This is a genomic window from Streptomyces sp. NPDC050528, from assembly GCF_044457795.1.
Classification (GTDB): domain Bacteria; phylum Actinomycetota; class Actinomycetes; order Streptomycetales; family Streptomycetaceae; genus Streptomyces.
The window spans coordinates 122,443-136,999 of the sequence record NZ_JBITHH010000003.1; the positions used below are offsets into that span (position 1 = coordinate 122,443).

Here is a 14,557-nt window from a genome sequence, read left to right on the forward strand (position 1 = left end):
CTTGGCGCAGAAGCGAACAGAGGCCGGTCAGTTTCGGAGCGAAGTCCTGTTACACCGTGCGAGAGCGGTCGATGACGGTGTGTACTGTGCTCCGGGCACCCCGCCCGAGGGACCGGACTCAGCCTCGAAGGCCCCGACTCAGCCCTGCCCGACTGCGCTTGGACTCGATTCGATGACCGAATTACCGGACCTGGTGGCCGGTGCTCTCGCCGCCGGCACGTTGTCCGCGCTGGCGCTCGGCGCCGGGCTGTTGAGATCACGGCGTCAACGCGCTCTGCAGCGCGAGGAGATCGCCGGGCTGCGAGACCGACTGGACGGATTTCAGGCGGCGTTGGCGGCCGAGGTCGAGCATCTCGCGGTGCAGCGCATTCCGGCCGCCGCCCGGCAGCTCACACATCCGCGGGTCACCGTTCCGGGGCCCGGGCAGCCGCAGTTCATCGGTTCGCCCCTCGGGATCGCCCTCGAAAGCGTGCTGAACTCGGTGCGTTCGGAACTCGCCGCGCAGCGCACCCGCATCGACGCCGCCGCACAGGCCGGGATGCGTGGGGCCACCCGTGAGATCCAGGCCGCGCTGTACCGGTTGCAGGACGCCCTGCGCTCGCTCCAACAGCGGTACGACGACCCCGAGTTGGCGCAGACTCTGTTCATGCTGGACCACGAGAACGAGCAGTCGCTGCGCCGTGCGCAGGTCGCCGCCGTGGTGTGCGGTGCGTGGGTCGGGCTCGCGCGTGAGGAGTCGCACCTCGTCGAGGCGGTGACCGGCGGCCAGGCGCGGCTCGCCGGGTACCACCGGGTGCGGGTGCACAACCACCTCGAAGCGGGCACCGCGCTCGTCTCGCACGCCGTCGAACCGGTCGCGATCATCGTCGCCGAGCTCCTCGACAACGCGCTGCGGCACTCCGCGCCGGACACCGACGTCGTGGTCAACCTGGAGCACGTCCACCACGGCGTCTGCGTCACGGTCGACGACGCGGGGGTCGGCATGACCGAGGACGAACGCGAGCGCGCCCGGCGGATGGTGGCCGGTTCCGACCCGATCCTGCTCACCGACCTGGGCGACCCGCCGCGCATGGGGTTCCCCGCGATCGGCCGCCTGACCCGGCAGTTCGACCTGAGCGTCGACGTGTCCTCGCCCTCCCCGTACGGCGGCGTCCGCGCGGTCCTGCGCGTCGACAGCCATCTCCTCAGCCGGATCGACCCCAAGCGGCAGCCGCCCGCGGCCGGCGCCCCGCGCTCGACCCGCCGGGCCCCCGCACCCACCCGCACGCCCGCCCCCGCACCGGCCCACTCCTACGGCTCCGAGCGCGACGAACGCGCCGTGGCCGATGTGTCCGGGCATCAGGCCGTGCCCGATGCCGGGGGGCTGCCGCGACGGCGTCGCCGTACTCCGGTCGCCGCGGCGGCGGCACCGGTCGTGGCCGAGACGCGGCAGCCGGAGCGTGGCCCGGAGCAGGCCGCCGCCGCGCTCGGCGCCCTCCAGTCCGGCACGGCCGCCGCGCGCGCCGCGAGCGAGAGTGCTGTGGGCGATGAATCCGCGGGACGCGACACAGCAGCGCACGACACACATCCGACCGACTACGAAGGGGGAGCGGCTCGATGATCAGCCGCGATGGGGGCGACACGGCGTGGGTGCTCGATCCGATTCTGGAGGTGCCGCACGTGGTGGCGGCGGTGCTGTTGACCCGGGACGGGCTGGTGCGGGGGTACACCGACGCGCTGTCCCAGGCCTCGGGCGAGCGGGTCGCCGCGATCACCAGCACGGTGCAGGGGGCGTGCCGTACCGCCGCCGCGGCGTTCGCCGACCGGGAAGGGGCCGAGATCCGGCAGGTGGTCATCGAGTCGGACCACGGCTATGTGCTCATCGTCCCCACGGATCACGGGACGTGTGTGGCGGCCTACGGTGACACCGAGGTGCGGCTGGACCTGCTGGCGCACCGGGTGCACTCGCAGGTGGCGCGGCTGGGTGAGAAGGCGATGGCCGCCGCTGCGCGAGGAGTTGACGGCGGCGCGCCGGCATGACGGGCCGCCGCGGCGGCCGTCCTCTCGTTCCCGCGTATCTGTCGACCGGCGGTGTGGCCCGGCCCAGCCGCCCGCACCTGGAACGGCTGACGGTCCTCAGCGGCAGCGGCGAGCCCGCCCCGGCCGACCTCCCCGCGGCCCAACTCGCCCTGCTGGACGCCCTGTACGGCGGTTCGCTGACGGTGCTGGAGGCGGCGGCCCTGCTGGAGCTGCCGGTCTCCGCGGTGCGGGTGCTGGCCGCCGGTCTCGTCGACCGGAACCTCGTCCTCGCCCGTGCCCCGATCCCGCCCGCCGAACGCTTCGGCCCCGACCTGCTGAAGAGAGTCGCAGATGGCCTACGCGCCCTCAAGCACCACTAGCGGCAGCCCGGCCGGCGGGCTCCATCTGCCGGACACCGCGCGCGAGTTGGTCAAGATCCTGATCGCGGGACCCTTCGGGGTGGGCAAGACGACGCTCATCGACTCCGTGTCCGAGATCCGCCCGCTGCACACCGAGGAACAGCTCAGCGAGGCGTCCGTCCACGTCGACGATCTCGACGGGGTGCGGGAGAAGTCGACGACGACCGTCGCCATCGACTTCGGGCGGATCAGCCTGCCGGGCGGGGTCGTGCTGTATCTCTTCGGCACGCCCGGGCAGGAGCGGTTCCGGGCACTGTGGGAGGACATCGCGTACGGCGCGCTCGGGGCACTCGTCCTGGTCGACAGCCGGCGCGTCGACGCCTCCTTCGACGTGCTCGGGCTGGTGGAGGAGAGCGGGCTGCCGTACACCGTCGCCCTCAACACCTTCCCGGACGCGCCCCGCCATCACACCGAGCAACAGCTGCGCGCCGCCCTGGACTTGGCGCCCGACACCCCGCTGGTGACCTGTGACGCCCGGGACGCGGACTCGTCCCTCGACGCGCTGCTCGCCCTGGTCCAGCACCTGATCGACCGCGACCCTCCGGAGCACCGGTGACCACTGCTACCCCCGTCGGCCCCGCCCGTCCCGTCCGGTTGTGGGAGGACGGCTTCGCGCTGGATCCCTACGGCTACTACGCCGCCCTGCGCGCCCAGGGTCCGGTCGGCCGGGCCGAACTCGCGCCGGGCGTACCGGCGTTCGTCGTCACCGAGCGGCAGGCGGCGCTGGAGTTGCTGCGGGACACCGCCACGTTCTCGCACGATCCCCGGCCGTGGGAGACGACGGTCGCCGAGGACTCGCCGGTCCTCGGGATGATGCGCTGGCGGCCCAACTCCCTGTTCGCGGACGGCGCCGCGCACGTCCGCTACCGTGCCGCGCTGATCGACGCCTTCGAGCGCATCGAGCCGCACGACCTGCGCGCGCGGGTGCACCGGGCGGTGCATGTGCTGGTGAGCCGGATCGGGCCGCGCGGACAGGCCGATCTGGTGGGCGAGTTCGCCCGGCCGCTGATGGCGCTGGTCTTCAACAGCCTGTTCGGGCTGCCCGACAGCCAGAGCGAGCAGCTGGACCGGGCGCTGGGGATGATGATGGAGGGCGGCGCCCAAGCGGCCGAGGGCGAGGCCGAGTTCGGTGGGTACGTCCTCGAACTCATCGCGGCGAAGGCCGAGTCACGCGGCGACGACCTGCCGAGCTGGCTCCTCGACCATCCGGCCGGACTCACCCCGGAGGAGGTCACCTGGCAGGTGTTCCTCACCCTGGGCGCGGGCCACGAGCCGACCGCGAACCTGGTGTCCAACGCTCTGTCCCGCATCCTCGGCACCTCGGTCTACTACTCCACGCTGACCAGCGGCGCCCGGCCGGTCATGGACGCCGTGGTGGAGGTCCTGCACCACGAGACCCCGCTCGCCAACTACGGGATCCACTACGCCCGTTCACCCGTGACGTTCCACGGCGCACGGATCCGGCCCGCGGTCCCGGTCGTCGTCTCGTACGGCGCGCTCGCGCACTTCGCCGAGCAGGAGGTCGTCACCGGCCGGCATCCCGAGGACGCCTCGCACCTGTCGTGGTCGGCGGGCCCGCACGCCTGCCCGGTCAAGCAGCACACGCTGCTCATCGCGACGGAGGCGATCGAGCGGCTCACGCTCTGGCTGCCCGATCTCGAACCCGTCGTGGCACGGGAGGAGTTGACCTGGCGGCCGGGTCCCTTCCATCGCTCGCTCACGTCGCTGCCCGTGCGGTTCAGCCCCCGCTCCCCCGACCAGCCAGGAGACCTGTCGTGACCGTGTCCGACCGCATCGCCCTCGACCCGTTCGGCGCCGACATGGCCGCCGAGAGCGCCAAGCTGCGCGCCCTCGGCCCGATCGTCCCCGTCGAACTGCCCGGCGGCATCCCCGCCTGGGCCCCCACCGGCTACGACACCCTGAAGGAACTGATCCTCGACCCGCAGGTCAGCAGGGACCCCCGGCTGCACTGGAGCCTGTGGTCGGAGATGGGCGAACACCCGTCCTGGGGCTGGGTGTTGGGCTGGATCGGCGTCGTCAACATGCTCTCCACCTACGGCACCGACCACACCCGCCTGCGCAAACTCGTCGCGCCCAGCTTCACCCACCGGCGTACCGAGGCGATGCGCACCCGGGTCGAGACGATCACCACGGAACTGCTCGACGCGGTGGCGGCCGACGACGCCGAGGTGGTCGACATCAGGGCGGCGCTCGCGCATCCCCTGCCGATGCGGATCGTCTGCGAACTGTTCGGTGTGCCCGACGAGTTGGTGGACGACACCGGTCGGCTGATCGCGGCCATCATGGACACCTCGGACCCGTCCCCGGAGCACGCGGCGTTCGTCCAGCAGCAGATCGGCACGGTGCTGCCCGCGCTGATCGCCCACCGCAGCGAGCACCCCGGCGACGACCTCACCACCGAACTGGTCCGGGTCCGCGACGAGGACGGCGACCGGCTCAGCGACGAGGAACTGTTGTACACGCTGCTGCTGGTGATCGGCGCGGGCTTCGAGACGACGGTCAACCTCATAGGCAACGCGATCGTCGCCCTGCTCAAGCGCCCCGAGCAGCTGGCGGACGTACGCGCCGGGAAGATCGGCTGGGACGCGGTCGTCGACGAGACCCTGCGCGTCCACCCGTCCATCGCCTCGCTGCCGCTGCGGTTCGCGGTGAGCGACCTCACCGTCGGCGACATCACCGTCCCGGCCGGGGACGCCATCATCACCACGTACGCCGCGGCCGGGCTCGACCCCGCGCACTACGGCCCCGACGCGGACGTCTTCGACGCGGCCCGCGGAGCCGACGACCACCTGTCCTTCGGCATCGGCGTGCACCGCTGCATCGGGGCGCCGCTCGCCCGCGTGGAGGCCCTGACCGCGCTGCCCGCGTTCTTCGACCGCTTCCCGGACGCCCGGCTCGCCGTGGAGGCGGACGAACTGCGCCAGGTGCCGTCGTTCATCGCCTTCGGCTGGCAGGAAGTGCCGGTACGGCTGCGCGGCTGAGCCCCGCACAGGGGTGGAACCGCCCCACCGCGGCCTCGGGGGTGGGCCGCGGGCGGAGCCGGTCCTGCCCGGGTTCGGGGGAGAGACCCGAGCGCTCTCGTCGGCTTCCCCTGATTCGCCGGGGTACACACCCACCGGACCGACCGCCCGCAGCAGGCCCGCGCGGCGACCCGCGCGCCCACGGCATAAGCTCGGCGGGTGGCCAAGTACTTCGACGTGCATCCGGACAATCCGCAGCCCCGCACCATCTCCCAGGTCGCGGACAGTGTCCGCTCGGGTGCGCTGATCGCGTACCCGACCGACTCCTGCTACGCGCTGGGCTGTCAGCTGGGCAACCGTGACGGCATGGAGCGGATCAAGACGATCCGGCACCTGAACGACCGGCACCACTTCACGCTGGTGTGCCAGAACTTCGCCCAGCTGGGCCAGTTCGTGCACATCGACAACGACGTGTTCCGTGCCATCAAGGCCTCCACGCCCGGGAGTTACACCTTCATCCTCCCGGCGACGAAGGAGGTGCCGCGCCAGCTGCTGCACGCGAAGAAGAAGACCGTGGGCGTGCGCATCCCCGACCACGTCGTCACCCAGGCGCTGCTGGCCGAGTTGGGCGAGCCGCTGCTCTCCAGCACCCTGCTCCTGCCCGACGAGGAGGAGCCGATGACCCAGGGCTGGGAGATCAAGGACCGGCTCGACCACGTGGTGGACGCGGTGGTCGACTCCGGGGACTGCGGCACGGAACCAACCACCGTCATCGACTTCTCGAACGGCGAGGCCGAGATCGTCCGCAAGGGCGCGGGCGACGTCTCCCGCTTCGAGTGACCCCGGTTCCGCTTCGAGTGACCCCGGCGGAGGGGCCGTGGGCAGGCGTGCCACGATGATCGGAACACGCCGCTCCGGGCCGGCTGTCGGCCCGGCGCCCATCCGCAGGGAGGCACCCCCACCATGACCGCCGTACAGGGCACAGCCGTGGACATCCCCACCGAGGACGGCATCGCCGACGCCTATCTGGTGCATCCCGGTGACGAGAGTCCCCGTCCGGCCGTACTGCTCTACCAGGACGCCTTCGGGCTGCGCCCGCACCTGAAGTCGATGGCGGACCGGCTGGCCGAGGCCGGGTACACGGTCCTGGTGCCGAACGTGTTCTACCGGCACGGTCGCGCGCCGGTGGTGGAGCTGCCCGAGTTCATCGACCCGCACGAGCGACCGGAGATCTTCGAGAAGGTCGGCCCGCTGCTCATGAGCCTGACGCCCGACCTCGTCGAGCGGGACGCCGGCGCGTACCTGCGCTGGCTGGCCGAGTCCCCGTTCGTCGCGGACGGGCCGGTCGCGATCACCGGGTACTGCCTGGGCGCCCGGCTCGCGCTGTACACCGCCGGTGCCTACCCGGACCGGGTGGCGGCCGCTGCCGGTTTCCACGGCGGACGGCTGGCCACGGACGACCCGAACAGCCCGCACCTGGCCGCCGAACACATCACCGCCGAGGTGTACTTCGGCCACGCCGACCAGGACTCCTCGCTGCCCGAGGAACAGATCAAGCGGTTCGAGGACGCGCTCACGGCGGCCGGTGTCCGGCACCGCTGCGAGGTCTACGCGGGCGCGCAGCACGGCTACACGCAGGCCGACACCTCGTCGTACAACGCGGAGGCCGACGAGCGTCACTGGGTCGCGCTGCTCGACCTGCTGGACCGTACGTTCTGACCGTCGGACCGCTTTCACTGATTCAAGCCAGGTGCCCACGGCGCGAGTTGCCGTGGGCACCTTTCGTTCAACTCATTGACATGCCCGCGCCCCGGCGCGACCCTGAGAGCGCTCTCACACAGGTACGGACCAATTTTTCGTACACCCCCCACACGGAGGTGAGTAGTGCTCGCCAGACTCCTGCGTCGACTGGGCTCCGCGACCGCGGTGGCCACGATGATCGCGCTGGCCACACCGGTGACGGCGGACGCCGCGGTGCCCGCCACGATCCCGCTGAAGATCACCAACAACTCGGGCCGCGGCGACGCGGTCTACATCTACGACCTGGGCACCAACCTGACCACGGGCCAACAGGGTTGGGCCGACGCCAACGGCACGTTCCACGCGTGGCCGGCCGGGGGCAACCCGCCCACTCCGGCACCGGACGCGTCGATCGCGGGTCCGGCGTCGGGGCAGTCCACGACGATCCGGATCCCCAAGTTCTCGGGCCGCCTCTACTTCTCGTACGGCCAGAAGCTGGTGTTCAAGCTGACCACCGGCGGTCTGGTGCAGCCGGCCGTACAGAACCCGACCGACCCGAACCGCAACATCCTCTTCAACTGGTCCGAGTACACGCTCAACGACTCCGGACTGTGGATCAACAGCACCCAGGTGGACATGTTCTCCGCGCCGTACGCGGTCGGGGTGCAGCGGTCCGACGGGACCACGGCGACCACCGGGCACCTCAAGTCGGGCGGCTACACCGGGTTCTTCAACGCGCTGCGCGGACAGCCGGGCGGCTGGGCCAACCTGATCCAGACCCGGTCCGACGGCACGGTTCTGCGAGCGCTCTCACCGACGTACGGGATCGAGACGGGCGCCCTGCCGAGCACCGTGATGGACGACTACATCAACCGCGTCTGGACGAAGTACGCGTCCTCGACGCTGACCGTGACACCGTTCGCCGACCAGCCGAACACGAAGTACTACGGCCGGGTGTCGGGCAACGTCATGAACTTCACCAACAGTTCCGGGGCGGTCGTCACGACCTTCCAGAAGCCGGACGCGGCCAGCATCTTCGGCTGCTACAAGTACCTCGACGCCCCCAACGACCTGGTGCGCGGCCCGATTTCACGCACGCTGTGCGCGGGCTTCAACCGGTCTACGCTCCTGGTCAACCCCAACCAGCCGGACACCACCACGGCGAACTTCTACGTGGACACGGTGACCAACCAGTACGCGCGGAAGATCCACGCGCAGATGGCCGACGGCAAGGCGTACGCGTTCGCGTTCGACGACGTCGGCGCCCAGGAGTCCCTCGTCAACGACGGCAACCCGCAGCAGGCCTACCTGACGCTGGACCCGCTGAGCTAGAGAGACCGGAACACCCCGCACGCCTGGGGGCGCGTGCGGGGTGCCGGACTTGCGGACCGATCAGCTGGTCGTGACGGCGGTGTCGTCGATGACGAAGCTGGTCTGGAGCGAGGAGTCCTCGACGCCGCTGAACTTCAGGGCGACCGTGGTCCCCGCGAAGGCCGACAGGCTGAAGGACTTCGCGACGTACCCGGTGGCCGCGTTGAGGTTGGAGTAGGTGGCCAGGGTGGTGGATCCGGCGGTGACCGTCAGCTTGTCGTACGCGGTGCTGGTGGTGGTCTCCGCCGTGTCGATGTGGATGTAGAAGGTGAACGTCGTCCCGGTGCAGCCGCTCGGGATCGTCACCGACTGGGACAGCGTGTCGGTGTGGGTCGATCCGTAGCCGTCGAGCCAGGCCTTGTACGAACCGGTACGGGCCGCCTCACCGGTGTCGGTGGTGATGACCCCGCTGGTCGCGGTCCAGGTGGTGGCGCCCGACTCGAAGCCCGCGTTGCCCAGCAGCTGCGTCGAGGTGCAGCTGCCTCCCCCGCCGCTGGAACTCACGGTCCAGGTGAAGGACGCGGTGCCCGTCGCTCCCGTGCTGTCGGTGACGGTCACGGTGGAGCTGTAGGTGCCCGCGGTCGTCGGGGTGCCGGTGATGGCGCCCGTGGTGCTGCTGATCGACAGGCCGGTCGGCAGTCCGGTCGCCGCGTACGTCAGCGAGCCGCTGTTGGTGGAGCTGGCCGCGACCTGCAGGCTCACCGCAGTGCCGACGGTCGAGGACTGGCTGCCCGGGTTGGTGACCGTGACACCGCTGGTCGGCACGGTGATGTGGCTGCCGACGTTGATGCCCGCGAAGGCGTTGCCGACTCCCGCGTACTGCGCGGAACTTGTGCCGTACAGGGCACCGGCGGCGCTCAGCGCGGCGGTGCGCGCGGAGGCGTAGTTGGTGCTGGACGTCATGTACGTCGTCAGCGCCTTGTACCAGATCTGCAGGGCCGCGGCCCGGCCGATGCCCGCGACGGCGACACCGTCGGAGGTGGTGCTGGTGTAGGTGGTGCCGTTGATGACCTTGGTGCCGCTGCCCTCGGAGAGCAGGTAGAACATGTGGTTCGCCGGACCCGAGGAGTAGTGGACGTCGAGGTTGCCGACGCCGGAGTACCAACTGTCCGCGGAGCCGCCGTCCTTGCTCGGCTTGTCCATGTAACGCAGCGGCGTGCCGTCGCCGTTGATGTCGATCTTCTCGCCGATGAGGTAGTCACCGACGTCGCTGCTGTTGTTGGCGTAGAACTCGACGCCGGTGCCGAAGATGTCGGAGGTCGCCTCGTTCAACCCGCCTGATTCACCGGTGTAGTTGAGCCCGGCGGTGTTGGAGGTGACGCCGTGGCTCATCTCGTGGCCCGCCACGTCCAGCGAGGTCAGCGCGTGCGTGGAGCCCGAGCCGTCGCCGTACGTCATGCAGAAGCAGCTGTCGTCCCAGAAGGCGTTGACGTACGCCGTGCTGTAGTGGACGCGCGAGTACGCGGCGACGCCGTCGTTCTTGATGCCGCTGCGGCCGAAGGTGTTCTTGTAGAAGTCCCAGGTCTCCTGGGCGCCGTAGGCCGCGTCGGCGCCCGCGGTCTGGGTGTTGGAGCCCGCGCCGGTGCCCCAGACGTCGTCCGCATCGGTCATCAGGGTGCCGGTGCCGGACGTGGCGTTGTTGAGGCTGTACGTCTTGTGGCCGCCGCGCGTGGTGTCGTACAGCTGGTACGTCGAACCGGACAGCGTGGTGCTCAGGGACACCGTGCCGCTGTACTGGGTGTTGCCGGTGCCGGTCTGGATGCCCTCGAAGCGGGAGAGTTCCTTGCCGGTGGTGGCGTCGGTGATGACGTGCAGCTGACTGGGGGTGCCGTCGTCCTGGAACCCGCCGACGACCGTCTCCCAGGCGAGCTTCGGGGTGCCGGTGCCGGCCCAGATGACCTTGCGGGCGCTGTCGGTGCTCGGCGCCTTGGCGTCGAGGGCCTTGGCGGTCGTCAGGGCCTTGGTCTCGGCGGCCGACTTGGCGACGGACGCGGTGGTCGAGGGGACCGTGAGGGTGTGCTTGTTGTTGAAGGTCGCGCTCACGGTGCCGGTCGCCTCGGAGGCCGGCGGGGTGTGCACGACGAGGTCGCCGCCGAGGACGGGGAGACCGTCGTAGGTGCGCTCGTAGCGGGTGTGTACGGTGCCGTCGTTGTCCTTGACGACGTCCTTGACGACCAGCTTCTCCTTGGCGCCGAGGCCGAGGGTGCGCGCGGTCGTCGTGCTGTTCTGGGTGGCGCTCTTCACCAGGGCGGAGCGCTGGGCCGGGGTGAGCTTCGCCTCCAGGCTGCCGGTGATCAGCGGACTCGGGTGGGGGGACGCGGGCTTCGCGGTCGCGGGCACCGACTGGATGCCGACGGCCAGGAAGGCGGCGGTGGAGACCAGGGCTCCGACTGCCATCCGCTTGCGGGGAATGCGTCTCACTCGTACTCCTCCTGCGACGGCCGCGGGCGCGGCCGGTGACAGACCGGACAGCCGGGTCTGCTGTCCGGGAAGAGCTGAGCTGTGCGGGACCGACCGAACCTTGACCGATCCGTGGAGGATCCGTGGGGGTGGTGCGTGGAGAATGGCAGCATTGACCCGTCCATGTCACGCAGGTCAGGGGCACTCAAGGGTTTTCCCTATGCCAGGGATTTCGCTACAAGTTCCGAAATTATTCGTGACGGCCGAGCCACGCCGGCGAAACAGACCCTCCCTAACGTCGCAGTCAGCCACAGAGGTCCCAACAGCCGCATTACGGCCGTCGGACCGATAACGCTGCTTTCCCCGAAAATCCCGGAACCCGCATACGGCGGGGCTCCGGAATTCCCTTCACTGTCCTCAGCGCCCCTTGAGACAGGAGCCCCCGAGTGTCCGATCCCTCCCGCCGCGGCGTCCTCAGACTGTCCGCCGGCACCGCCCTGCTCGGCACCCTCACCCTCGCGGGCTGTGGGCGCGGCGACACCGCGACCGCCACCGCGAAAGCCACCGCCAAGTCGATCGACGCCAAGCCGGCCACCGGCACCGTCAACGTCTGGGCCGCCCAGGGCGACGCCGATGTCCTCGACAAGGTGATCAAGCCCTTCAAGGCCGCGAACCCGGACGTCACCGTGAAGTTCACGCTGATACCGAACTCCGAGTACTACACGAAGCTCCAGGCGGCGATCGCGGCGGGCAAGGGCCCCGATGTGGCCCAGTTCTTCCCCGAGTCGCAGGCCCAGTTCCTCGACCCGTCGATCCTCCGGCCGGTGCCGGACGGGCTCGTCGACTCGGGCGCCTTCTTCAAGAGCCTCTGGGACGCGGGCCTGGTCAAGGACGTGGCCTACACGGTGCCCTGGTACGCGTACACCTACGCCCTCGTCTACCGCGCCGACCTCGCCGAGAAGGCGGGCGTCAAGGCACCGACCACCTGGGCCGAAATGGTGCCGTTCTTCAAGGCGTTGAAGGGCGCCGGAGCCGTGCACGGCCTCGGCGCGGACAACGGCTGGGACATCTTCAACGGCCAGGACGTCGCGATGTACGCCTGGCAGTCGGGCGGCAACCTCCTCTCGTCCGACGGGAGTTGGACCCTCGACACACCGGCGATGGTCGACGCCCTCAAGTACAACGCGTCGTTCTTCACCTCGGGTTCGGCCGACACCGCGACGCCCACCTTCCTCGACGCGCAGCCCTACTTCGTGTCCGGCAAGACGGCCACGATGATCACCGGTCCATGGGTGCTCGGGCAGCTCGACACCGCCGCGAAGAAGACCGGCTGGACGGCGGCCCATGTCGCCACCGCTCCCCTGCCGGCCGGTTCCTCGGGCAGCGTCTCCTTCTCCGCCGGGGGGACTTGGGGCGTCCTCGCGGACAGCGGCAACACGGACGCGTCATGGAAGTTCGTCCGCTACGTCTCGCAGCCGAGCACGCAGGTCGCGCAGTACGCGGCGTACGGCTCGCTGCCCGCGGTGATCTCCGCCTGGGACGCCCCGGCCGTCAAGAAGCAGCCGCTCCTCGACGCCTTCCTCACCCAGCTGAAGAACACCAAGGCCTTTCCCCAGGTGGGCACTTGGCAGCAGGTCGCCACCCGGCTGGGCAAGGAGATGGAGACCGTGGCGAAGGGCACCCAGACCGCGGAGAAGGCCGCCGCGAGCATCCAGGCCTACGCCAAGAGCCTCGGCACGGGCGCGGAGTGAGCCGCGGATGACGACCACGCTCGTCCCGGCGACACGGCACCGGGCACGCAACTCCCGTCGTACGGCGGTGGCTTGGCTGTTCCTGGCGCCGTTCGCCGTCGTGTTCCTGCTCTACACCGCGATCCCCACGGTGGCCGCGCTCGGCTTCAGCCTGACCGATCTGCGCGGCTCGGACCTGCGCCACCCGCTCGCGGTCGACTTCACCGGCCTGGACAACTATCTGCGCCTGTTCCAGGACCCGACCTTCCTGCGGGACATCCTGAACACCGGCGTCTTCGTTGCCATAGGTGTGCCGCTGACCATGGCGATCGGCTTCGCGCTGGCGGTCGCGCTGAACTCAGGGATCCGGCGGCTGCGCGGGGTGTTCCGCACGGTCTTCTTCGCACCGGTCGTCACCAACGTCGTCGCGGTCGCGCTGATCTGGCAGTACGCCTTCAACGCGGGCGGCACCGTCAACAAGGCGCTGGGCTACGTCGGTCTCGCCGGGCCGAACTGGCTGGACGATCCGCATCTCGCCATGCCCGTGGTGATCCTGCTCGGTGTCTGGCGGAACTTCGGCACCGCGATGGTCCTGTTCCTCGCCGGGCTGCAGGCCGTACCGGAGGACGTGTACGAGGCCGCCGCGCTCGACGGGGCAAGCAGGTGGCGGCAGTTGAGGCACATCACCCTGCCTCTGCTGCTCCCGACCACCCTGATGGTGTCGGTCCTGCTGACCGTCTTCTACCTCCAGGTCTTCGACGAGCCCTATCTCCTCACGGACGGGGGCCCGTTGGGGTCGACGGAGTCCGTATCGCTGTACACCTACCACCAGTTCGGGTCCGGCCAGCTGGGGATGTCCTCGGCCGCGTCGTTCGTGATGCTGCTGCTCGTGCTGCTGGTGAGTGTCGTCCAGTTCCGACTGCTGAGGCCGCGCACATGACCGCTGTAGCCGCGTCCGTGAAGGACACCGACCTCACCGCCACCGACCGGATCGCTCTGCGCCCCCGGTCCGTCGGCCGGCCCCTGCTGTACGGCGCGTTGGTGCTGTGCGCGCTGCTCACGCTGCTGCCCTTCTTCTGGGTGGTCAGCGGTTCGCTGCGCGGTCTCGACGAGATCCGGTCCGACCCGGGCGCCTGGCTGCCGCAACACGTCACGCTCGACAACTTCGTGCGGCTGTTCCGGACCGAGGGCTTCGGGCGGTTCCTCACCAACAGTGTCCTGGTCGCCCTCATGGTGGTGATCGGCAACATCGTGGCGGCCTCGGCGGCCGGATACGCCCTCGCCAAGCTGGAGTTCGCGGGCAAGCGGCTCGCGTTCGGCGCGGTGATGGCGGCGATGATGGTGCCGTTCACGACCGTGTTCGTCACCCAGTTCGTGATCACCGTCGACATGGGCCTCGCCGACACCCTCACCGGGATCGCACTGCCCGGCTTGGCGCTGCCGCTCTCGGTGTTCATCATGCGGCAGTACGCGCAGTCGGTGCCCGACGAGTTGCTGGAGGCGGCGCGCATCGACGGGGCAGGCGAGTTCCGGATCTTCTTCCGGGTCTTCCTTCCGCTGGCCGGTCCCGCGGTCGCGACGATCACGATCATGTCGTTCCTGAACTCGTGGAACAACTTCATCTGGCCGCTCATCGTCGCCCAGAGCACGGCGAGTTACACCCTCCCGGTCGGCCTCGCCGCCACCAGCCAGGCGGCCCAGCACGTCACCGACTACGGTCTGGTCCTCGCCGGCGCGATCGTCGTGATGCTGCCGGTCCTCGTGCTCTTCCTGTTCCTCCAGCGGTACTTCGTGCAGGGCATCGCCGGATCGGGGATGCGGTGACGCCCGTGACGGAGACCGCCCACGCTGCCACCACCGGTGTGTTCGATCCCGTCGTAGTGGGCAAGTCCGAGGAGGTGGAGGGGTGTTGATGTCG

Annotated in this window: 13 protein-coding genes; 12 read left to right on the plus strand and 1 reads right to left on the minus strand. The window is 70.0% G+C overall.

What is annotated here, in order from left to right; translation table 11 throughout:
- Positions 1 to 172 precede the first annotated feature (172 nt).
- The 9 genes from ACIBK4_RS11930 to ACIBK4_RS11970 all read left to right on the plus strand — a co-directional run bounded on the left by ACIBK4_RS11930 (position 173) and on the right by ACIBK4_RS11970 (position 8,470).
- Complete coding sequence (locus ACIBK4_RS11930) at positions 173 to 1,600, plus strand: sensor histidine kinase (protein WP_398994503.1); 1,428 nt, start codon at positions 173 to 175, stop codon at positions 1,598 to 1,600.
- Positions 1,597 to 2,019 carry a roadblock/LC7 domain-containing protein gene (locus ACIBK4_RS11935; protein WP_398994504.1) on the plus strand — a complete coding sequence of 141 codons (423 nt, stop codon included), beginning with the start codon at positions 1,597 to 1,599 and terminating at the stop codon, positions 2,017 to 2,019. Before ACIBK4_RS11930 ends, ACIBK4_RS11935 begins: the two co-directional genes overlap by 4 nt.
- Entirely contained in the window at positions 2,016 to 2,378 is a 363-nt protein-coding gene (locus ACIBK4_RS11940) for a DUF742 domain-containing protein (protein WP_398994505.1), read from the plus strand. Before ACIBK4_RS11935 ends, ACIBK4_RS11940 begins: the two co-directional genes overlap by 4 nt.
- Positions 2,350 to 2,973: a GTP-binding protein gene (locus ACIBK4_RS11945; RefSeq protein WP_398994506.1), complete on the plus strand. Its 624-nt coding sequence runs from the start codon at positions 2,350 to 2,352 to the stop codon at positions 2,971 to 2,973. Before ACIBK4_RS11940 ends, ACIBK4_RS11945 begins: the two co-directional genes overlap by 29 nt.
- Positions 2,970 to 4,196, plus strand: a complete 1,227-nt coding sequence (locus ACIBK4_RS11950; protein ID WP_398994507.1) for a cytochrome P450 — start codon at positions 2,970 to 2,972, stop codon at positions 4,194 to 4,196. Before ACIBK4_RS11945 ends, ACIBK4_RS11950 begins: the two co-directional genes overlap by 4 nt.
- Entirely contained in the window at positions 4,193 to 5,419 is a 1,227-nt protein-coding gene (locus ACIBK4_RS11955) for a cytochrome P450 (RefSeq protein WP_398994508.1), read from the plus strand. Before ACIBK4_RS11950 ends, ACIBK4_RS11955 begins: the two co-directional genes overlap by 4 nt.
- A gap of 198 nt (positions 5,420 to 5,617) precedes the next feature.
- Positions 5,618 to 6,238: an L-threonylcarbamoyladenylate synthase gene (locus ACIBK4_RS11960; protein WP_398994509.1), complete on the plus strand. Its 621-nt coding sequence runs from the start codon at positions 5,618 to 5,620 to the stop codon at positions 6,236 to 6,238.
- A gap of 123 nt (positions 6,239 to 6,361) precedes the next feature.
- Positions 6,362 to 7,117 carry a dienelactone hydrolase family protein gene (locus tag ACIBK4_RS11965; protein WP_398994510.1) on the plus strand — a complete coding sequence of 252 codons (756 nt, stop codon included), beginning with the start codon at positions 6,362 to 6,364 and terminating at the stop codon, positions 7,115 to 7,117.
- Positions 7,118 to 7,333: 216 nt separating this feature from the next.
- Positions 7,334 to 8,470: a glycoside hydrolase family 64 protein gene (locus tag ACIBK4_RS11970; RefSeq protein ID WP_398995040.1), complete on the plus strand. Its 1,137-nt coding sequence runs from the start codon at positions 7,334 to 7,336 to the stop codon at positions 8,468 to 8,470.
- A gap of 60 nt (positions 8,471 to 8,530) precedes the next feature.
- On the opposite strand, the gene ACIBK4_RS11975 is transcribed toward ACIBK4_RS11970, so the two are convergent.
- Complete coding sequence (locus ACIBK4_RS11975; RefSeq protein WP_398995041.1) at positions 8,531 to 10,906, minus strand: M4 family metallopeptidase; 2,376 nt, start codon at positions 10,904 to 10,906, stop codon at positions 8,531 to 8,533.
- Positions 10,907 to 11,355: 449 nt separating this feature from the next.
- Here ACIBK4_RS11975 and ACIBK4_RS11980 point away from each other — a divergent pair, with 449 nt between their 5' ends.
- The 3 genes from ACIBK4_RS11980 to ACIBK4_RS11990 are packed head-to-tail and all read left to right on the plus strand — an operon-like array spanning position 11,356 to position 14,463.
- Complete coding sequence (locus ACIBK4_RS11980; RefSeq protein ID WP_398994511.1) at positions 11,356 to 12,660, plus strand: extracellular solute-binding protein; 1,305 nt, start codon at positions 11,356 to 11,358, stop codon at positions 12,658 to 12,660.
- Positions 12,661 to 12,667: 7 nt separating this feature from the next.
- Positions 12,668 to 13,579, plus strand: a complete 912-nt coding sequence (locus ACIBK4_RS11985) for a carbohydrate ABC transporter permease (protein WP_398994512.1) — start codon at positions 12,668 to 12,670, stop codon at positions 13,577 to 13,579.
- Positions 13,576 to 14,463 (plus strand): carbohydrate ABC transporter permease, encoded by an 888-nt coding sequence (locus ACIBK4_RS11990; RefSeq protein ID WP_398994513.1) that lies wholly within the window; start codon positions 13,576 to 13,578, stop codon positions 14,461 to 14,463. The genes ACIBK4_RS11985 and ACIBK4_RS11990 overlap by 4 nt, the downstream gene beginning before the upstream one ends.
- The last annotated feature ends 94 nt before the right edge of the window (positions 14,464 to 14,557 follow it).